Source organism: Oceanivirga salmonicida (assembly GCF_001517915.1).
Lineage (GTDB): Bacteria > Fusobacteriota > Fusobacteriia > Fusobacteriales > Leptotrichiaceae > Oceanivirga > Oceanivirga salmonicida.
In genome coordinates, this window is record NZ_LOQI01000004.1 from 1 (window position 1) to 21,243 (window position 21,243).

16 protein-coding genes are annotated in these 21,243 nt (G+C 27.1%); 14 read left to right on the top strand and 2 right to left on the bottom strand.

The features are described from left to right. Positions 1-166: 166 nt before the first annotated feature. Complete coding sequence (locus AWT72_RS00875; RefSeq protein ID WP_067139374.1) at positions 167-805, top strand: TetR/AcrR family transcriptional regulator; 639 nt, start codon at positions 167-169, stop codon at positions 803-805. Positions 806-838: 33 nt separating this feature from the next. Beyond that, entirely contained in the window at positions 839-1,873 is a 1,035-nt protein-coding gene (locus AWT72_RS00880; protein WP_067139377.1) for an alpha/beta hydrolase, read from the top strand. Between the two features lie 104 nt (positions 1,874-1,977). Here the strand turns inward: AWT72_RS00880 and AWT72_RS00885 are convergent, their stop codons facing one another. Further along, positions 1,978-2,514, bottom strand: coding sequence for a GNAT family N-acetyltransferase (locus AWT72_RS00885; RefSeq protein ID WP_067139380.1), 537 nt, complete (start codon positions 2,512-2,514; stop codon positions 1,978-1,980). 124 nt (positions 2,515-2,638) lie between these two features. On the opposite strand from AWT72_RS00885, the gene rbsK reads away from it, so the two are divergent. The 8 genes from rbsK (at position 2,639) to AWT72_RS00925 (ending at position 11,285) form a co-directional block, all read left to right on the top strand. Then, positions 2,639-3,553: a ribokinase gene (gene rbsK / locus AWT72_RS00890; protein ID WP_067139383.1), complete on the top strand. Its 915-nt coding sequence runs from the start codon at positions 2,639-2,641 to the stop codon at positions 3,551-3,553. Next, positions 3,550-5,115, top strand: a complete 1,566-nt coding sequence (locus AWT72_RS00895) for an ABC transporter ATP-binding protein (RefSeq protein ID WP_067139388.1) — start codon at positions 3,550-3,552, stop codon at positions 5,113-5,115. The genes rbsK and AWT72_RS00895 overlap by 4 nt, the downstream gene beginning before the upstream one ends. Further along, a complete protein-coding gene (locus AWT72_RS00900; protein ID WP_067139391.1) occupies positions 5,105-6,193 on the top strand; it encodes an ABC transporter permease in 1,089 nt (362 codons plus the stop codon). Before AWT72_RS00895 ends, AWT72_RS00900 begins: the two co-directional genes overlap by 11 nt. After that, positions 6,193-7,143: an ABC transporter permease gene (locus tag AWT72_RS00905; RefSeq protein ID WP_067139394.1), complete on the top strand. Its 951-nt coding sequence runs from the start codon at positions 6,193-6,195 to the stop codon at positions 7,141-7,143. Before AWT72_RS00900 ends, AWT72_RS00905 begins: the two co-directional genes overlap by 1 nt. Next, positions 7,140-8,231, top strand: coding sequence for a BMP family lipoprotein (locus AWT72_RS00910; protein WP_067139397.1), 1,092 nt, complete (start codon positions 7,140-7,142; stop codon positions 8,229-8,231). Before AWT72_RS00905 ends, AWT72_RS00910 begins: the two co-directional genes overlap by 4 nt. Before the next feature lie 27 nt (positions 8,232-8,258). Continuing rightward, positions 8,259-9,194: a pyrimidine-specific ribonucleoside hydrolase RihA gene (gene rihA / locus AWT72_RS00915; RefSeq protein WP_067139400.1), complete on the top strand. Its 936-nt coding sequence runs from the start codon at positions 8,259-8,261 to the stop codon at positions 9,192-9,194. A gap of 19 nt (positions 9,195-9,213) precedes the next feature. Next, positions 9,214-10,146 (top strand): nucleoside hydrolase, encoded by a 933-nt coding sequence (locus tag AWT72_RS00920; protein WP_067139403.1) that lies wholly within the window; start codon positions 9,214-9,216, stop codon positions 10,144-10,146. A gap of 182 nt (positions 10,147-10,328) precedes the next feature. After that, positions 10,329-11,285, top strand: coding sequence for a LacI family DNA-binding transcriptional regulator (locus AWT72_RS00925; protein WP_067139406.1), 957 nt, complete (start codon positions 10,329-10,331; stop codon positions 11,283-11,285). Positions 11,286-11,321: 36 nt separating this feature from the next. On the opposite strand, the gene AWT72_RS00930 is transcribed toward AWT72_RS00925, so the two are convergent. Beyond that, positions 11,322-11,600, bottom strand: a complete 279-nt coding sequence (locus tag AWT72_RS00930) for a hypothetical protein (RefSeq protein ID WP_067139409.1) — start codon at positions 11,598-11,600, stop codon at positions 11,322-11,324. Positions 11,601-12,138: 538 nt separating this feature from the next. On the opposite strand from AWT72_RS00930, the gene AWT72_RS00935 reads away from it, so the two are divergent. From AWT72_RS00935 to lspA, 4 genes are all read left to right on the top strand, one after another. Next, positions 12,139-15,606, top strand: coding sequence for an OmpA family protein (locus AWT72_RS00935; RefSeq protein WP_067139412.1), 3,468 nt, complete (start codon positions 12,139-12,141; stop codon positions 15,604-15,606). 181 nt (positions 15,607-15,787) lie between these two features. Further along, on the top strand, positions 15,788-17,968 hold the full coding sequence (locus AWT72_RS00940) for a Tex family protein (protein ID WP_067139415.1): 2,181 nt from the start codon (positions 15,788-15,790) through the stop codon (positions 17,966-17,968). 4 nt (positions 17,969-17,972) lie between these two features. Further along, on the top strand, positions 17,973-20,774 hold the full coding sequence (ileS, locus tag AWT72_RS00945) for an isoleucine--tRNA ligase (protein ID WP_197035172.1): 2,802 nt from the start codon (positions 17,973-17,975) through the stop codon (positions 20,772-20,774). Then, positions 20,755-21,243, top strand: a complete 489-nt coding sequence (gene lspA, locus AWT72_RS00950) for a signal peptidase II (protein WP_067139421.1) — start codon at positions 20,755-20,757, stop codon at positions 21,241-21,243. The genes ileS and lspA overlap by 20 nt, the downstream gene beginning before the upstream one ends.

The window sequence follows — 21,243 nt, forward strand, 5'->3', positions numbered from 1 at the left end:
TTAATGAACTTTTACGAAAAATTAAATGAGCTATTAAGGGCTCACTTTTGGTGAGCTTTCACACTCCATATTTATTTTCTATTATCTAAAATTGACAAATTAGTTAAGACATGGTATGCTTTAATTGAATATGTTGACTGATTAGTCAATTAAGGGAGGGAGCTTAATGGTTACTAAAAATTTTGAAAAAATTTCAGATGATAAAAAAGGGCGAATAATAGCTAAAGGAATTGAAATTTTTTCTAAATTTTCATTTGTAGAAGCACGTACTGATTTGATTGTTAATGAAGCTGGCATTTCTAAAGGTTTGCTATTTTACTATTTTGGCAGTAAAAAGAATTTTTATTTGTATCTGCTTAATTATGCTGTTGATTTGTTGACACAAGATTTGAAATATGAAGAAATTTATGATAATTTTTATGACATAATTTTTCATATGATGGATATGAAATATAATTTAATCACAAAATATCCAAATGAAACAAAGTTTTTAAATATGGTTTCTAAAGAAACACACAAAGAAGTGAGTAAAGATGTTAGAAATATTTTTAACATATATCGTAAAAAATCAAGTGAAAAATCACGTGAAATTATTTTAAATGCTGTTAAAAAATTAAAACTAAGACAAGACATAGATATTCAAAAAATTGTTGAGAGTTTAAGCTTATATATTAATGCGATTGTAATGAAATATCTCCATTTGTATCAAGACAGTCCAATGGAGTTATTTGATAATTTTTATGAATTTAAAAAAGATGTGAAAGTATATCTTGATTTAATGATTTATGGAATTGTTATCAAATAAAGCTTTTAATATTATATTTAGGAGGAATATTGAATGAATTATAAAAATCCGTACGAACACTTGTCTGGAAAGTTGAATAATAAAAAGCTGGTTAATGCTGGTTTTTCGGAAAAATCTTATGATACAGGAGATGTTAAACTGAACTATGTAGTTGGTCCTAATAATGGACCGAGTTTATTGTTGATTCCTGCTCAAATAGGTATGTGGGAAAGTTATAAAAAAGTACTTTTAGCATTATCAAAAAATTTTCAAGTATATGCTATAGATATTAGAGGTCACGGAAAATCTTCTTGGACACCAGGATATTATTCATGGGAAATTATTGGTGAAGATATAAAAATGTTTATAGAAAATGTAATAAAACAGAAAGTGATTATTAGTGGAAACTCATCAGGAGGTATTATTGCTCTATGGTGTGCTGCTAATATTCCTGAATATGTTTCTGGAATTATTCTTGAGGATGCACCTATTTTTTCTGCTGAAATGCCACGATTTAAAGAAAAAGATAAATTTGTATATAATGGGCTAAAACACCTTGTTAATCAAATCGGAAACATAAAAGATAGAGATTTGGCAAATTATTTTAAAGATATGGAAATGCCTGTCTCTGATAAGAGAATAAAAAAAATTCCAAATTGGTTTGTTAATTGGTTATCACGAAAGATAAAGAAGTTCCAAAATAAATATCCTTATATCCCAGTTGAAGTTGGATTTCCAGATAGCTTGCGTTTATTAATTAAATCATTATCTATGTTTGACCCAGATTTTGCCAGAGCATTTGTAGATGGTAGATTTTATGACGGTATTATTCATGAAGAAGCTTTTAAGAAAACAAAATGTCCTATATTACTTATTCAAGCTGACTGGAAACGATATGAAAAATATGGACTTGTAGGAGCATTTGATGACGATGATGCTAAGCATGCTATTTCTTTAGCTCCACAAATAATATATAAAAAAGTTTCGGCTAATCATGTCATTCATGCTTTTAAACCTAAAAAGTATATTGAATTATTGTTAGAATTTGAGAAAATAGTATCTGATGGTTCTAACTATAATGGAAAATGATGAAGATGTTGCTAACAGAATGACAACTGTGGCATAAAAAATATAAAATAAAAAAATAGACTGCTATAATAAGTAAATTTACTTATATTTAAAACAGTCTATTTTTAATATATAAATTCTTCTTTTAAAATAGAATAATATGCATCATCACAAATCCCGCTATTATTTATACCATTTTGTCTTAAAGTTCCCTCATATTTTATTTTACATTTTTTCATAACTAATCCTGAATTAATATTTCTTGTATCATGTCTAGCACGAATTAAAGTACAATCAGTATTAGTAAACATATAATTTATAACAGCATTTAGTGCTTCGGACATTATACCTTTATTCCAATATTTTTTTGATAAACAATAACCTATTTCAGTAGATTTAAAAATGTCATTTAATTTTCCTGCTTGAATACTGCCTATAACCTTGTTATCTACTTTTAAACATATTGCCCAAAGAAAATAGTCTCCATTTTCATAGTTTTTTACCCAAGTTTCTAATAAGGTCTTTGTTTCATTAATATTATTATGCGGTTTCCATGTTATATATTTTGTAACTTCTTCATCATTTGCATAATTTTCAAACATATCTTTTGCATCACTAACTTTAAATTTTCTTAATATTAGTCTGTCTGTTTCAATTTTCATAGAGAACCTCCTTTACATATATATTATATATATTTTAAATAATAAAAACAATTTAATAATTTTATTGCATTTTTTTGTTTTCAAGGTAAAATATGGTATCGATTACAAAAGGAGAGGAGAAATGATGAAAAAAGCTTTAATAGTCGGGAGTCTCAATATGGATATGACATTTCGTGTAGAAGAATTTGCTAAAAAAGGAGAAACAATATTTGCTACTAGCTATTATGAAAGCTGTGGTGGTAAGGGTGCTAATCAGGCAGTTGCTATAGCGAAATTAGGGCTAGAAACAGAAATGTTAGGAATGGTTGGAAATGATTTAGAAGGGACTAAACTTATAAAAAATTTAGAAACTTTTAAAATTAAGTGTAGAATTTTAAAATCAGACTATCCTAGTGGTAGAGCAGTAATAACAGTAGATAAAAACGGAGACAATAATATAATTGTGTTATCTGGTAGTAACTATATGATAAGAAAAGAAGATATAGACAATAATATTGAATCAATAAAAAATAATGATATAGTAATACTTCAAAATGAAATACCAGAAGAAGTTATAGAATATACATTAGAAAGAGCAAAAGAATTTGAAAAGCTTACAATATTTAATCCTGCTCCTGCTAAAAAATTGACAGAAATTGAGTTGAAAAAAACTGATTATTTAATATTGAATGAAACTGAAATGGAAGAGATTTTTTCACAAAATGTTACCGATACCAATTTTAAAGAAAAAATATTAGTATTAAAAAAACAGAAAGAAATAAAAAATATATTATTAACATTAGGAGAAGACGGAGTAATATTATTTAATGAAAAAAATCAAATAAAAGAGTTTAATGCATATAAGGTTAATGCAATAGATACAACTGCTGCAGGAGATGCTTTTATAGGAGCATTTGCTTCTAAAGTCTTAAATGAAGGTGTGGATAAAGCTATAAAATATGCAACTGCAGTATCAGCAATAGTTGTAACAAGAAAAGGGGCTCAAGATTCTATACCTAATGTTGATGAAATAGGTAAGTTTATAAAGGAGAGATTATGATATCTAGTGGTGAATATGTTCTTGAAATGAGAGATATAGTTAAGGTATATAATAATGGTTTTGTTGCTAATAATAATGTTAATTTACTGATTAAAAAAGGTGAGATTCATGCGTTAGTAGGGGAAAATGGAGCAGGGAAAAGTACTCTTATGAAGATGCTATTTGGTGTTGAAAAACCTACTAAAGGGAAAATATTATTAAATGGAAAAGAGATAAAAATTGACAATCCTTTGAATGCAATTAATTATGGAATAGGTATGGTGCATCAACATTTTATGTTAGCCCCTTCATTAACTGTTATGGAAAATATGATAATGGGGATAGAACCTAAAAAAAATGGATTTATAGATTATCAAAAAGCAGAACAAATGGTTAAGCAAATATCTGAAAAATATAATTTGCCGATTAATCCATTAGATAAAGTTGAAGATTTACCAGTGGGAATAAAACAAAGAATTGAAATATTAAAAGCTCTATTAAGAGGTGCAGATATACTTATTTTAGATGAACCAACAGCTGTTTTAACACCACAAGAGACAGAAAAATTATTTGTGCAATTGAAAAAATTAAAAGAAAATGGGCATACTATAATATTTATATCTCATAAATTGAAGGAAATAAAACAAATATGTGATAGATTAACTATACTTAGACATGGAAAATCAGTAGGAGTTAAAATAGTAAAAGATGTTACAGAGCAAGAAATATCAAAATTAATGGTAGGAAGAGATGTAATATTAAAAGTTGAAAAAGAAGAAGCTTTTCCTACAAAAGTAGTAGCAAAAATAAGAAATTTAAAAATTAAAAATAAAATTGGAACAATTAAAGTTAAAGGAATAAATTTTGATGTTAGAAAAGGAGAAATATTAGGGATTGCAGGTATAGAAGGAAATGGACAAACTGAGTTAGCTGAAGCAATAACTGGAATTAGTAATAATTATGATGGGGAAATTAAAATAAAAGATTTAGATATAAAAAAATATTCTATTAGAAAGATAAGAGAATTAGGGACAGCGCATGTCCCAGAAGATAGAATGACATATGGTATTGTAGAAAATGGAAGTATCAAAGAAAATTTAATAGCATCTTCATATTATAAAAAAGATTATAATAAATTTTTCTTATTTAAAAAAGATAAAATAGAAAAAAAATCAGATCTATTAATAGAAAATTATAAAATAAAATGCGATGATAAGTTTCAACCAGTCAAAATGTTATCTGGTGGAAATATTCAAAAAGTTGTAGTTGCAAGAGAATTTTCTTCTAATCCAGAATTTATACTTATCAATCAACCTACAAGAGGAGTAGATGTTGGAGCAATAGAGTTTATTCATAAAAGAATAGTAGAATTAAGGGATAATGGGACAGCAGTATTATTGATTTCAGCAGATTTGAATGAGGTTTTAGAATTATCGGATAGTTTATTAGTTATGTGTGAAGGTAAGATAGTGGCCTATTTTAAAGATACTTCATCAGTAACAGAAAAAGAATTGGGAGAATATTTATTAGGTTTGAAAAAAATGAATGAAGTAGAGATAGGTGGTGTAGTATATGAAAAATAAAGTATCAAGTAGCAAATCTATAGAATTAAAATTTGATTTAATCAGAACATTACTGGCCATTTTTATATCTTTAATAATTGCATTTATTTTTATATTTATAGTAAGTGAAGAACCTTATGAAGCTATAAAACGATTTTTTATAGGTCCAATAATGAATAAAAGAAATTTTGGAAATGTAATAGAATTGACGATACCATTAATATTCGCAGGATTATCAATATCTGTAATGTTTCAAGCAAATCAATTTAATATGGCAGCAGAAGGAGCGTTTTTCTTAGGAGGTTTATCATCTTCGATAATTGCAGTAGGAATTCAATTGCCTTTTGGAATACATCCAATGATTGCGATACTTTTTGGAGGAATAGTTGGAACATTTGTATGTTTAATACCTGCGATTTTAAAGGTTGTTTGGAATGCTAATGAAATAGTTTCATCTTTAATGCTTAATTATATTATTTTATACTTAGGAACATATATATTACAGTATTATTTATTGGATACAACAGCAGGTTATAGTGCTACTCATAAATTTTTAAAAAGTGCAAAATTACCAATTTTATTAAGTAAAACAAGAATACATTTTGGAATAATAATAGCATTAATATTAGTTGTAGTAACTTATATATTTGTATATAAAAATAAGTATGGTTATGAAATTAGAATATTAGGGCAAAATATTAATTTTGCTAAATATACAGGAATTAGTGTTGGTGGAACTATAATATTATCTCAAATTATAGGTGGATTTATTGCAGGAATTGGAGGAGCCATAGAAGTTTTAGGAATGTACACAAGATTTTCTTGGGTAGCTTTACCTGGTTATGGATTCGATGGAATAATAATAGCAATACTTTCTAAAAATAATCCTTTATTTGTACCATTAGCAGCATTCTTTTTGGCATATTTGAGAATAGGTGCAGATATAATGTCTAGAAGAACAGATGTGGCTCCAGAAGTTGTATCAATAGTTCAGGCGATGATAATATTATTAATAGCAGCAAAAATGTTTTTATCTAAATATAAAAATAGGAAAATTATAGAAAATTCACAATTAAAATTAAAAGAAGGTGATAAATAATGAATAATTTAGTAAATGCAATTTTTTCTGCTGACTTTGTATATTCAATATTTAGGTTGACGACACCTATCTTATTAGCAGCACTAGCTGCATTAATAACTGATAGGGCAGGAGTTATGAATATAGGATTAGAAGGTATAATGTTATCATCTGCACTTATGGGAGTAATAGGAAGTGCATATTTAAAAAGTGCATTTTTAGGGTTATTATGTGCAATAATAACAGGTATTATAATAGCTGTAATAATGGCATATTTTGCATTAAATTTAGATACAAATATAATATTAACGGGTATTGCCATTAATCTATTAGCATCAGGTGGAACTGTGTTTTTGCTTTATTCTGTATCAGGAGATAAGGGAATATCAGCCTCATTAGCAAGTTTAACATTACCTACTGTTAGAATACCTATAATAGATAGCATTCCTGTATTAGGTAGGATGTTATCTAACCATAATGTATTAACATATGTTTCACTTATATTAGTTTTAGTTATATGGTTAGTCTTGTATAGAACTTCATTAGGATTAAGAATAAGAATAGTAGGTGAAAATCCTGATGCAGCTAAAAGTGTAGGAATAAATGTTATAAAAATAAAATATTATGCATTACTTATTAGTGGCTTTTTGGCATCATTAGGTGGAGCATATATGTCTATGGGGTATATTGATAAATTTGCAAGAGATATGACAGCAGGTCGTGGATTTATAGCATTGGCAGCAGAAGCATTAGGAAGAGGGACTCCTTTTGGTACTTTAATATCTTCTATAATATTTGGAACTGCAGATGCTCTTGCTAGTAATTTACAAATATTAAGTATACCAGCACAATTTATCCAGATGATACCATATATATTTACAATAGTAGGATTAATTGTTTATTCAATAAGTAAAAATAATAAAATAAAGTTATTAAAATTAGGAAATGATAAAAATGAGGAGGAAAAATGAAAGGGAAAATTATTAAAGTATTATCAACTATTATGTTTTTAGTTGTTTTTTTAGTTAGTTGTGGCGGTAGTGAGTCAACAAGTGAAGAGAAAAAAGATGGGAAATTAAATGTTGCAATATTATTAAATGGTACATTGGGAGATAAGGCATTTTTTGATTCAGCAGCAAATGGTGGTAAAATGATTGAAGAAAAATTAGGTGCAAATGTAAAAATTGTTGAAATGACCGAAGATGAAACAAAATGGCTTCCAACATTAACAGATTTTTCAGAAGATGAAGATACTGATATTATAATCGTTGGGACTTGGCAAATGAAAGAAAAATTAGAACAATTAGCACCAAATTATCCTGACAAGAAATATATAATTTTTGATACTTCAGTAAATTATAAAGAATTTGACTTGCCTAATGTGTATTCAATAGAATATAAACAAAATGAAGGATCTTTCTTAGCAGGAGCGGTAGCAGCATTAGAAACTAAAACAGGTTTAGTTGGTTTTGTTGGAGGAATGGAAATACAAGTAGTAAATGATTTTTTATTAGGATATATACAAGGTGTAAAATCAATAAATAAAGATATTAAAATGAATATATCATATATAGGAGATTTTAAAGATAGTGCGAAAGGAAAAGAATTAGCTTTAGCTCAAATAAATCAAGGTAGTGATATAATATTCCAAGTTGCAAGTACAGCAGGTTTAGGAGTTATAGATGCAGTAACTGAAAAAAATAAATTGTCTATTGGTGTAGATAGTGATCAAGCTGTAGCATTTTTAGATAAAGATTCAGAAAAAGCCAACCATATTTTAACTTCTGCACTAAAAAGAATAGATATATCTTTATTCCGTGCCATAAAATTAGCAAAAGAAGATAAATTACCATGGGGAGAAAGAGAAGTCTTAGGTATACAAGAAGAATGTATAGGAATAGCTAAAAATGATATATTTAATAATTTAGCATCTAAGGAAACTATAGAAAAGGTAAATAAACTAGAAAAAGAAATATTAGAAGGAAAAATTAAAGTAGATACAGCTTACGGAAAAACAACAGAACAAATTGCAGAAATAAAAAATACTGTAAAACCATAAAATAAATAGATGGAGGATTAGAAAGAAATGTCGAAAATACCCGTTATATTAGATTGTGATCCAGGTCATGATGATGCAATTGCAATTATATTAGCTTGTGCATCTGACAAATTAGATGTTAAAGCTATTACAACCGTAGGTGGAAATCAAACAATAAGTAAAACAACTAATAATGCATTAAGGATTTTAACTTTTATAAATAGAGATGATATACCAGTTGCCAAAGGAGCAGATAAACCTATGAGAAGAACCTTAGAAATTGCTCCAGAGGTTCATGGCGATTCAGGATTAGATGGACCAGAATTACCAGAACCTAATAAAATAGAACTAGATATAAATGCTTATGAATTGATGGCAAAAGTTATTGAAGAAAGTAAAGATAAGGTTACTTTGGTACCAACAGGACCTTTAACAAATATAGCTATATTTTTAATTTCATATCCTCATTTGCATAGTAAAATTGAAAAAATTAGTTTAATGGGAGGGTCTGCTATAGGGGGCAATTGGACGGCTTCTGCTGAATTTAATATTTTAGTGGATCCAGAAGCATCAGATATAGTATTTAAATCAGGTATTCCTATTGTAATGTCTGGTTTAGATGTTACTCACAAAGCACAAATAAGAGAAAAAGAAATAGCCAAAATAAAGGCACAAGGAGGTAAAGTAGCAATTTTGGTAGGAGAGTTGTTAGAATTTTTTATGAAATTTCATAAAGAAATTGTTGGATTTGATTTTGCACCACTGCATGATCCTTGTGCTGTAGCATATTTAATGAAACCTGAAATGTTTAAATCTAAAAAATTAAATGTTTGTATAGATATGGATGGTGAACATACTGTGGGTTGTACAGTTACAGACTTTAATGGTGTGACAGGAAAAAAACCTAATGTTGATGTTTTAGTAGATGTTGATATAAATAGTTATGTTGATTTGATTATAGATTCAGTAAATAAATATGAATAGAGCAGGGGGAAAATGTATTATGAAAAAAAAGCAAATAATTATAGATTGTGATCCGGGGATAGATGATTTTCTTGCTTTAATGTTAGCCAAAAGTTCAAAAAATTTGAATATAATAGGGATAACAACAGTTGCTGGGAATCAAACATTAGATATAACTTCAAAAAATGCTAAAAATATAGCAAAATATATTAATATTGATACTAAGATAGCTAAAGGAGCCAATAAACCTTTAATTGGAGAATTGAAAGTTGCAGATGAAGTTCATGGTGAAAATGGAATAGCAAATATAATTTTAGAAGAAAGTAATCAAGAATTTGAAAAAGATTATGCTTGGGATTTGATATATAAAGAAGCAAGAACTTTAGGGAAAGAATTAGAAATAGTTGCATTAGGACCATTAACTAATATAGCAATTGCAATATTAAAGTACCCTGATATAGTTAATTATATAAAAAAAATAGTAATTATGGGTGGTTCAACAACTGTTGGAAATGTAACTCCATATGCTGAATTTAATATATGGATAGATCCTGTAGCAGCAGATATAGTATTTAAATCTGGAATTCCTTTATTTATGGTTGGACTAAATGTTACTATGAAATCTAGATTAAATGAGTTTGAAATAAAAGAAATATCTAATTTATCTGGTAAATTTTCAGGGACTATAAGTACATTATTAAATAAAGTTTTAGATTTTTATAAATCTAGAGGATATGATAGTATTGCAGTACATGATGCATTAACTATTGCCTATTTAATAGATGAAACAATTTTAAAATTTAAAAAATATTATACTGCTATTGAAACTTTAGGAAGATTAAATTATGGAAGAACAGTAGTTGATTTAGATAATTCTCATAGAGATAAAGTTAAAAATGTAGATGTTGCAATAGAGGTAGATTTTGATAAATTTAAGGAAATGTTGAAAGACATGGCAAAATATTATGAATAACTACAAACAATTTTTAAGATATGTAAGATTATGTTTTTTACAACTTTATATTTTTAAGGTATAATATAAAGAATAATAGTTATGGGAAATAAAAAATTAAAAATTGAAGAAAGAATATTAACTCCTAGAGAATTTGTGAAAGCATATTTGAAAAGAACTTAATAATATAAAAGGTTAAAAAAATGAAAATTAAGGATATAGCAAAACTAGCTGGGGTTTCAACGACAACAGTATCGAGAGTTTTAAATGAAAGTAAAAATGTAAAAGAAAGTACTAGAATAAAGGTAAATAGTATCATAAAAGAACAAGGTTATTATCCTAATATGATAGCCAAAAATTTGTCTAGTAATAAAAATGACACAATAGGTTTAATTGTGCCAGATATTAAAAATATATATTTTGCTAGAATTGTAAATAATATGGTTGTTAATGCAGAAAAAAAAGGTCTAAATGTAGTTTTGGGTTGTAGTGATGAGAATTTTGAAATACAAAAAAAATATATAGAACTTTTCATAAAACAAAGAGTAAAAGGAATAATTATAGCGGTTACAAAAAATTCATATAATGAAAGTAAATTTTTTGAAGAAATAAGCAAAAAAATTCCAATAATTTTTATAGATAGAAAAATACATTCTAGTATGCCAACTATATGTTTCGAAAATACAAATACAACAATAAAAGCTATAGAAAATCTTATACAAAAAGGAAATAAAAAAATAGCATTTTTATCAGGAGATTTAAGTATAAGTACGGCAGAAGAAAGACTGCATGCATATAAGCAAGCGCTAAAAAATAATAATATACCTTATGATGAAAAATTAGTATTTTATGGAGATTTTTCTATGGATAGTGGTTATATATTGGCAAAGGAAATATTTAAAACAGATGCAACTGCGGTGTATATATCTAATAATTTGATGATATTAGGATTTTTAAAAGCATTAAAAGAATTTGGAAAAAATGAAAATGAGTATACTATTTCTACATTTGAGTATAATGATATTGTGAACTTTATAAATAAAGATATATATTCATTTAAAATACCATTTGGGGAATTAGCGAGAAAAAGTATAGGTTTGTTAGAAAAAATAGTTAATAAAGAAAAATATGATAAATTTTTGGAAATAAGACCTATGTAAAAAAAGAGTTAAGCGAAGAACAGTTTTTGTTCTGGCCTAACTCTTTTTATTTGTTAATAAGAAAAATGATTTTTTTAAGATTTCGTTATTATTTTTTAATTTAACTATTTCTTTTTTTAAATTTTTGATTAATTTATCATTATTTAAAACTTCTTCTGTAAAAACATTAGAATTTTTATTAAATGCCGTAATCCATTTTTCTACGGTTTTTAGGGGGATTTCAAATTGTTTTGCGGTTTGTGCTGTTGGTTTCTTTTCAACACAAATAAGTTGAGTTATCATATGTTTTAACTCTCTATCATATCTTTTTGTCATTAATTTCCTCCGTTACTATCTTTACTATGAAAAAGGTATTCTACACTAAAAATAGACACATGTAAAGCAATATTTTATAAAAACAAAATAAAAATAATTTTGTCTTGATTTATATGATGATTCTTTTTAAAGAATGTTAATTTATTTTAATCTATAAATTTGTTTTTTCATATAACGGAACTTAAAAACTTGTTTTGTGTTTTAAATTGGTGTGAAAAAAATATCTCCAAAATAAGCAAAAGTTAATTATGGAGGATATAAATTTTGGTTTTTAAAATAAATATTTTACGAGATTAACATTATTTTTTTATTTAATTGAAAACTTTATATTATTTTTTAAAGCAAAACACCCTTTGTTTACAGGGGGTATTTTATTTCTAAAAATTATTTATAAAAAAAGCGAAATAAAATGTTTGACAAAAACAATTCCCTGTGTTAGTATTAACGAATGTTAAAAAATAATTTTAAAATTATAGTTAAGAAATGACGGGTCAATCTATAACTATTTTTTGAAATGAGTTATAGAGGAGAAAAAAATATGAATGATGAAAAAAGGGTAAAAAGTTTTTTGAAAAATAAAGTAAGCATGAATAAGGCGACTTTAATAAAATTTTTAATGTTAGGGTTTTTAGGGTTGACTATATCAATGCCAATTTATGCACAAGATGGTGCACCGGCAGATTTGGATATGAAAACTAAAAAAATAGTTAACTTAGCAGAAGGTCAAGAAGGAACTGATGCAGTAACAGTAAAACAATTAGTGACGGTTCAAAAAACTTTAAAAAATATTATAGAAAGTTCTGTAGCTTTGTTTGGAGGGAATGCTGTAATTGGCAAAGATGATTCAACTCAAGGGAAAATAACTATGAGTAATATTGGTGGTACTGGGAAATCAAACTTTGAAGATGCAATTAAGGCATCACAAGAAGAAATTTACACATCAAAAGATTCTGGTGTATCTGTAACAATTGATAGAGAAAAGACGGGTGACGGAGCAAAAAAAATTAGAATTGAATTATCACAAAAAACAAAAGATAATTTAAATGCGTTAGAGACTAAAACAACAGCACTAGAAAAATCAGTGATTTTAGCAAAAGAAAGTGTTGTTGGAGGTGGAGGAGTTCAAGTTTTTGAAACACCAGCTACAAATGATAAAGGAGCGATTTATACTCTTTCTTTAAACGCGGCTAATACGGAAAAAATGGCAAAAATTGGAGCTGGGAAAATAGTCTCAGGAAATACTGGAACTATAACAGGTGGAGCGGTACATACAGCATTAGAAACAGCATTAGAAGAAGTAAAAACATCAATAGATGTAGCAAAAGCACTTATGATAAATCCAACAGTAATAGCGCTTAATAGTAACATAGAAGTTGTTAAAAGAACTAATGCATCAGGGGGTAATGAATTTGAATTAACAATTAATAAAGATTTAGTCAATATTGATAGTATAAGTGGGCAAGGTTCAAAACTTGAATTTGGTGCAAATAGTCTTACTTTATCAGATCTTAGTGGTGCTATTAAATTAACTGGAATAAAATCAGGAACAGGTGAATTTGATGCAATAAATAAAAAACAATTAGATAGCGCAATCGCAACAACAACAGAAAAATTAACAATGGGTACTGGAATTACAATATTAAAAACAGCAGCAACTGATGATAAAGGAGCCTCATTTAATATTTCTTTAAATCAAAGTACTCAAGAAAATTTGGGCAGAATTGGAACTGGTGAAGTAAAATCAGGAAATGAAAAAACTGTAACAGGAGATGCTGTATATAATGCATTAAAAGAATCAAGCGATAAAATAACAACAGAAATTGGAGTTATAAAAACAAAAGCATTAGCAATGGATAAATCTTTAAAAAAAGCAAATGAAAGCGTAGTTGCAGGTAATGGAATTGGAATAACTGAAACAGCATCAACAGATAATAAAGGAGTAGTTTATACAGTTGCTTTAAATCAAGCTAATATAGAAACAATGGCAAAAGTTGGAGCTGGTAAAATAGCGTCAGGTAATGCTAAAACTGTAACAGGTGGAGCTGTGTACGAGTCATTAGAAGAAATGAAAACTTCCATAGAAGCAGTAAAAGTAGCATCAGAAAAAGGTCTAGAGAAGTCAAAAGAAACAGTAACTGTGGGAACAGGAATGAGTTTAAAAACAACATCAGCAACAGATAGTAATGGTGCTTCATTTGAAATTTCTTTTGATCAAGGTATCCAAGAAAAATTGGGCGGAATTGGAACTGGTGAAGTAAAATCAGGAAATACTAAAACTGTAACAGGAGAAACTGTATATAACGCATTAAAAGAATCAAGCGATAAAATAACAACAGAAATTGTAGACATAAAAGCAAAAGCATTAGTAATGGATAAATCTTTAAAAGAAACAACTAAAAATATGTATGCTCATATTAGCGATAATGCAGCAAATTTAAGTAAAGGAGTTGCATATAATTCAGAGCAAATAACTGAAATTATAAAAGAAATAGACCTTCAAACTACACAATTAGATGATGTAGATGAGTATTTAGATGGGAGAATTACTTCTTTAAATGATGTTACAGAACTTTTAATAGAGACTGTTAAACAAAATGAAGATATGACTAGAGATATACATAATAATGTTTTAGATAATACATTAGAAATAAGAAAAGTATCTAAAAAATCTTCTAAAGATGTAAAAAAATTAGAAGAAGGATCTGAAAAAATTGGTAAAGATATAGAAAAATTAGAAAAAGTATCTAGAAAATTATATGATTATATTACTGATAATACAATAAGTATAAATAAAGGTTCTATAGAAACTAAAGAATCAACTAGAAATATATATACCCATATCAGTGATAATGCAGCAAACTTAAGTAAAGGGGTTGCATATAATGTATCGGAAATAAATAAAAATGCTGACAAATTAAAAGAAGTAGCTAAAAATTTATATAGTCATATTGATAATGGTAAAGCAAACCTAAGTAAAGGAATTGCATATAATACATCAGAAATAAGTAAAATATCTGATAAGGTTGATAAAAATAAGGTTGAATTAACGGAAACTTCTGAAAATTTATATATTTATATTGATGAAAAAGCATTAGATATGAATAAAGAAATTGCGTCTAATGCATTAAAAATAGATAAAGTTGAAGAAAAAGTTGATAAAAATCATGGAAAATTAAAAGAAGTAGCTAGAAATTTATATAGTTATATTAGTAATGGGTTATCAAATCTAAGTAAAGGAGTTGCATATAATGCATCAAAAATTATGGAAATTGACCAAACAACTAAAAATCTTGAAAATAGCATTGAATCAAATACGAATGCAATAGAAAATTTATCTAAATTCACTGAAAATGGTATTTCTAATGCAACTTCAGGAGTAGCTTCTGCTATGGCTTCGGCTAATATACCACAAGTATCAGCAGATAAGTTATTTGGAATAGGATTAGGAGTTGCTTATTATGATAAACAAGGTGCTTTTGCATTAGGTATTTCGGGTCAAGATAAAGATAAAACTGTAATATATAAGCTAAGTGCTGGAATAAATACTAAAAAACAATTTTCTATAGGAGCAGGATTAAACTATAATTTAGGTAATACTAGAATGAGTAAAAATATTGTAGATAATTTAAAACAAGAATTTGCTATGTTGAAAAAAGCAATAGAGCCTAAAAAATATGTGGTTTCAGAATATAAATCAAATATGTTTGAATTATCAGGAGAGCAATTAATTCAAATAGAAGATATAGTTAATGAATTAAATTTAAACTATAAAGATAGAGTAATAGATGTAACTGGTTATTCTGATACTAGTTTAGATGATAGTCATAACTTAGAATTAGGATTAAAAAGAGCTAATGTTATTGCGAAAGCATTAATAGATGCAGGATTAAATGAAAGTTTTGTTATTAGAAAAGTAAGTTCTAATGGTTATAATAATATCGTTTCGACAAATAAAGCAAGAAAAGGTAAAGCATTAAATAGACGTGTTGAAATAGATTTAAGATAATAAATAAAAAAGATATTAGCTAATTAAAAAATGCTAATATTTTTTTGTTATTAAATTATAAAATGAAAAAACTAAAAGTTTATATATTTTTATTGACCTAAGCTATATTTTATCGGCTTTTACTTTTTTTTTGCATTATGGTATAATAAAGATAAAAAAGTTAAGTATAAAAAGGGGGATTATGGATAAGAATATATCCTATGTATCAAAAGAGTTAGGCATAGATTACAAAAATGTAGAAAATACATACAAATTATATTTAGAAGGAGCTACTATAGCTTTTATTTCTCGTTATAGAAAAGAAGTTACAGGTGGACTTGATGAAGAACAAATTAGAAATATAGTTGATAAAATGACTTATATGGAAAATTTAGAAAAAAGAAAAGAAGAAGTTTTACGTATTATTGAAGAGCAAGGTAAATTAACGGATGAACTTAAAAAAAGTATAGAAGAAGCAACTGTATTGCAAAAAGTAGAAGATTTATATTTACCATATAAGAAAAAGAAAAAAACTAAGGCTGATATAGCAGTAGAAAAAGGATTAGAGCCATTATCTAAAAAAGTCTTATTAGGTATCACAAAAGATGAATTACTTACTTTTGCAAAAGAGTATATAACAGAAGAAGTAACAACTATTGAAGAAGCTATAGAAGGAGCATATTTAATAATTGCCCAAAAAATATCAGAAGATATTAAAATTAGAGAATATCTAAGAGAAAGTCTTATGAAAAATGGAATACTTACTTCAACTCTTATAGAAAAAAATAAGAATTTAGATGAAAGATTTGTTTATCAGGATTACTATAATTTTACATCTAATGTAAATAAATTGTCTTCTTATAGAATATTGGCAGTTAATAGGGGAGAAAAAGAAAAAATACTTAAAGTAAGTATTAATTTTGAAGATACAGATAAAGAAAAAGTATATAGATATATTTTAAACCATAGTTTCAAAAAAATATTAGATGATATGAAAGATGAGTTAATGACTATTGTAGATGATAGTTACAATAGATTATTATTCCCCTCAATAGAAAATGAAGTTAGAAATATTTTAACTGAAATTTCTGATAAAGATGCAATAAATGTATTTTCTAATAATTTAGAAAATCTTTTATTACAAGCACCACTTAATAAAAAGACTATACTAGGTTTAGATCCAGGTATTAGAACTGGTTGTAAATTAGCAGTAATATCAAAAGAAGGTTTTTATGTAACTTCTGATGTAATATATCCTGTAAAAGGAGCACATGGTGCTAGACAATTAGAAGAGTCTCGTAAAAAACTAATAGACTATATTACAAAATATGATATAGATATTATAGCAATAGGTAATGGAACTGCCTCTCGTGAAACTGAAAGTTTTGTAGCTGAGAGTATTAAAGGACAAAAATGTAAATATGTAATAGTAAATGAAGCAGGAGCTTCTGTATATTCAGCATCTAAATTAGCAGCGGAAGAATTTCCGAAATTAGATGTAACTGTAAGAGGAACTATTTCAATTGCTAGAAGAATACAAGATCCTTTATCTGAGTTAGTTAAGATAGATCCTAAATCTATTGGTGTAGGAATGTACCAACATGATGTAAATCAAAAATTATTAAATCAAGAATTAGATGAAACAATAATAAAAATAGTTAATAGAGTTGGTGTTAATGCCAATACTGCATCTTATGCATTACTTAGTTTCGTATCAGGAGTTAAGAAAAATATTGCTAAAAATATAGTAGATTACAGAAAAGAACATGGAGATTTTAAAGATAGAAAAGAATTGTTAAAAGTAAAAGGAGTAGGAGCAAAAGCATTTGAACAAATGGCAGGATTTATAGTTGTTCCTGATTCAAAAAATCCTTTTGATAATACTATAATTCACCCTGAGTCATATAAAATAGCAGAAGAAATACTTACAATAGTAAACTCTAATAGTAAAGAATTTAGAGAAAAATATGTTGAAATTAGAAAAAGATTAAATGAAATTGGAGAAAAGAAAATAGTTTCTGCGATGAAAGAAAAATCATATGGAGTAGAAACTGTTAAAGATATATATCAGGCGCTTATAAAAGATAGAAGAGATCCAAGAGAAGATTATTCTACACCAATATTAAAATCAGACATATTAACTATGGAAGATTTAGTTGATGGTATGGAATTAGAAGGTGTTGTTAGAAATGTTGCTAAATTTGGAGTATTCGTAGATATAGGGCTTAAAAATGATGCCATGATACATATTTCTGAATTATCAGATAAATTTGTAAAAGATCCAGCAGACTTATTAAAAGTTGGAGACATTATTAAAGTTAAAATATTTAATGTAGACAAAAATAGAAAAAGAGTAACACTTACAAGAAAGGGAGTAAATTAATATAATGAAAATAGATTATGCAAAAACGCTAAATTTACCTAAAACAAGTTTTAAAATGAAAGCCAATCTTCCACAAAAAGAAGGTCTTATGATAAGAGATTGGCAAAAATCAAAGTTATATGAAAAATCAATAAGCGATAAGACAAAACCAGTATATTTTTTACATGATGGACCACCTTATGCTAATGGAGATATACATATAGGACATGCATTAAATAAAGTATTAAAGGATATAATATTAAAGTATAAGAGAATGCAAGGATTTCATGCACCATTTATACCAGGTTGGGACACACATGGATTACCTATTGAATGGAAAATAATTCAAGAAAAAGGCGAAAAAATAGCTAATATGACAGCCTTAGAATTAAGACAAGAATGTAAAAAATATGCATTAAAAGAAGTAGAAAAACAAAAAAAGGATTTTATAAAATTAGGAATATTGGCTGATTGGGACAATCCATATATAACTTTAAATTCTGATTTTGAAGCAGAAGAGTTAAGAGTATTTAAGCAAATTTATGAAAATGGTTATGTATTTAAAGGATTAAAACCGGTTTATTGGTCTCCAACTACTGAAACAGCCTTAGCAGAAGCAGAAATAGAGTATAAAGATGTAACATCTTATGCTATTTATGTAAAAATGCAACTAGATAAAGATGCCTTAGAAAAATTAAATATAGATGAAGCAAGTATAATAATATGGACAACAACTCCATGGACTATACCTGCTAATTTAGGTATAGCATTAAATGCTGAATTTGAATATGGAGTATATAAAACAAATAAAGGAAATGTTATAGTTGCAAAAGAATTAGCAAAAACAGCTTTTTCTAAAATGAATTTAGAATATGAACTAATAAAAGAATTTAAAGGAGATTTATTAGAAAAGACTCACTATTATCACCCTATATTTGATAGAAAAGGTTTAGTAATCTTAGGAGAGCATGTAACCTTAGAAGCAGGTACAGGTTGTGTTCATACAGCACCTGGGCATGGAGCAGATGACTTTATAGTTGGTAATAAATATGAATTAGGTGTATTATCGCCTGTTGATAATAAAGGGCACATGACTTTTGAAGCAGGTAAATATGAAGGAATGTTTTATGCTAAGGCAAATAAAGAAATAATAAAAGATATGGAAGAAAGTGGACATATATTATTTACTGAACAAATTACTCACTCATACCCACATGATTGGAGAAGTAAAAAGCCTGTAATTTTTAGAGCAACTGAACAATGGTTTATAAACATAACTGAAAGTGATATAAGACAAAATGCATTAAATGCACTTAAAGAAGTTAAATTTTACCCAGATTGGGGAAGAAATAGAATAAATGCAATGTTAGAAGGTAGACCTGATTGGACTATTTCTAGACAAAGAGTTTGGGGAGTACCTATACCTATATTTTATAATAAGAAAAACGAAGTAATATATGAACCAGAAATTATGGATAAAGTAATAGAATTAGTTAAAAAAGAAGGAACTGATATTTGGTGGAAATATTCTGCTTCTGAAATAATAGGAGAAAAATTATTAGCTAAGTATAATCTTAAAGGAGAAGAACTAAGAAAAGAAAAAAGTATATTAGATGTTTGGTTTGATTCAGGTGTTACACATAGATCGGTAATAATACCTCGTGAATATAATAGACCAGTAGATTTATACTTAGAAGGTTCAGATCAACATAGAGGTTGGTTCCAATCTTCATTATTAACTTCTATAAGTAGTACAAAAGATGCACCATACAAAAAAATATTAACACATGGATTTGTAAATGATGCACAAGGTAGAAAAATGAGTAAATCAATTGGAAATACTATAGCACCAAAAGAAGTTATAGAAAAGTATGGAGCAGATATACTAAGATTATGGGCATCATCAGTAGATTATCGTGAAGATGTTAGATTATCTACTAATATTTTAGATAGAATGTCTGACTCATATAGAAAGATAAGAAATACTTCAAGATATTTATTAGGAAATATTTCAGACTTTAATTATGCTGATGATAAAGTGGCATATGAAGATATGTTAGAAATAGATAAATGGGCTATGAATAAATTAGAAAGATTAAAAGAAAAAGTTGAAAAACTTTATGATAACTTTGAATTTTATAGTTTATTCCAAGAAATAGTGTATTTTTGTATAGTAGATATGTCATCATTCTATTTAGATATAATAAAAGATAGACTATACTGTGAACATAAGACTTCATTAAAAAGAAGATCTGCTCAAACTGTATTAGTGGAAGTATTACAAGTATTAGTTAGGGTAACAGCACCAGTATTATCATTTACAGCAGAAGAAATATGGTCTAAATTACCTGAAGAGTTAAGAGAAACTGAGAGTGTGCATTTAGCTTCTTGGTTAGAAAAAAATCCAGAATATAAAGATGATAAATTAGAAGCAAAATGGGCTAAACTACATAATTTGAGAAAAGAAGTAAACAAAAAAATAGAAGAAAAAAGACAAAACGGTGAAATTGGATTATCACTAGATGCTTTGGTTATATTAAATATAAAAAATAAAGATTATGAATTTGTTAAAGAGTATTCTGAGTGGGATATATCTGATATATTCTTAGTATCACAAGTAGAATATAGCGATGAACAATTAATTGAAACTGAAATATCTGATATAAGTGTAAGAATTGAAAAAGCCAAAGGAGAAAAATGTGAGAGATGCTGGAAATATAGTGTTGATACGGGAAATTCTGAATTTGGAATGGTTACACCAAGAGACGCAGCAGTTTTAAAACTTATGAAAGAAAATGGAGAATTAGATGGAATCATTGAAGAATAAGAGTTTAATTTATATAGTATTAATATTTTTGTTAGTATCCATGGATCAATTATCTAAACAAGCAATGCTTTTATTATCTAATGGAGTTATAGGTTATTCTATGAAAATATTAGGAAACTTTTTTAGAATAACTTATGTAGAAAATCATGGTGGAGTATTTGGAGTATTTCAAGGACATATAAAAACTTTTACATTAATTAGTACAATTTTAATAATTTATATATATTTTTCTGAACTTAAAAACTTCTCTAAATATGCACCTATAACTAAATTAGGAACAAGTTTCATAATAGCAGGAGCTGCTGGTAATATGATTGATAGATTTTTTAGGGGCTATGTAATAGATATGCTTGATTTTAGAGCAATATGGCATTATGTATTCAATGTGGCAGATGTATACATACATATAGGTATATATATATTAGTGATTTCTTATGTTATTAATTCATATATTAAAAAGGAGAAATAA

Excerpts from the sequence above, each read along its gene's own strand:
- AWT72_RS00910 (WP_067139397.1), top strand. The coding sequence starts at position 7,140 with ATGAAAGGGAAAATTATTAAAGTATTATCAACTATTATGTTTTTAGTT.
- AWT72_RS00885 (WP_067139380.1), bottom strand. The coding sequence starts at position 2,514 with ATGAAAATTGAAACAGACAGACTAATATTAAGAAAATTTAAAGTTAGT.
- AWT72_RS00930 (WP_067139409.1), bottom strand. The coding sequence starts at position 11,600 with ATGACAAAAAGATATGATAGAGAGTTAAAACATATGATAACTCAACTT.
- rihA (WP_067139400.1), top strand. The coding sequence starts at position 8,259 with ATGTCGAAAATACCCGTTATATTAGATTGTGATCCAGGTCATGATGAT.
- AWT72_RS00900 (WP_067139391.1), top strand. The coding sequence starts at position 5,105 with ATGAAAAATAAAGTATCAAGTAGCAAATCTATAGAATTAAAATTTGAT.
- AWT72_RS00905 (WP_067139394.1), top strand. The coding sequence starts at position 6,193 with ATGAATAATTTAGTAAATGCAATTTTTTCTGCTGACTTTGTATATTCA.
- AWT72_RS00940 (WP_067139415.1), top strand. The coding sequence starts at position 15,788 with ATGGATAAGAATATATCCTATGTATCAAAAGAGTTAGGCATAGATTAC.
- rbsK (WP_067139383.1), top strand. The coding sequence starts at position 2,639 with ATGAAAAAAGCTTTAATAGTCGGGAGTCTCAATATGGATATGACATTT.
- AWT72_RS00925 (WP_067139406.1), top strand. The coding sequence starts at position 10,329 with ATGAAAATTAAGGATATAGCAAAACTAGCTGGGGTTTCAACGACAACA.
- AWT72_RS00880 (WP_067139377.1), top strand. The coding sequence starts at position 839 with ATGAATTATAAAAATCCGTACGAACACTTGTCTGGAAAGTTGAATAAT.
- lspA (WP_067139421.1), top strand. The coding sequence starts at position 20,755 with ATGGAATCATTGAAGAATAAGAGTTTAATTTATATAGTATTAATATTT.
- AWT72_RS00895 (WP_067139388.1), top strand. The coding sequence starts at position 3,550 with ATGATATCTAGTGGTGAATATGTTCTTGAAATGAGAGATATAGTTAAG.
- AWT72_RS00935 (WP_067139412.1), top strand. The coding sequence starts at position 12,139 with ATGAATGATGAAAAAAGGGTAAAAAGTTTTTTGAAAAATAAAGTAAGC.
- ileS (WP_197035172.1), top strand. The coding sequence starts at position 17,973 with ATGAAAATAGATTATGCAAAAACGCTAAATTTACCTAAAACAAGTTTT.
- AWT72_RS00875 (WP_067139374.1), top strand. The coding sequence starts at position 167 with ATGGTTACTAAAAATTTTGAAAAAATTTCAGATGATAAAAAAGGGCGA.
- AWT72_RS00920 (WP_067139403.1), top strand. The coding sequence starts at position 9,214 with ATGAAAAAAAAGCAAATAATTATAGATTGTGATCCGGGGATAGATGAT.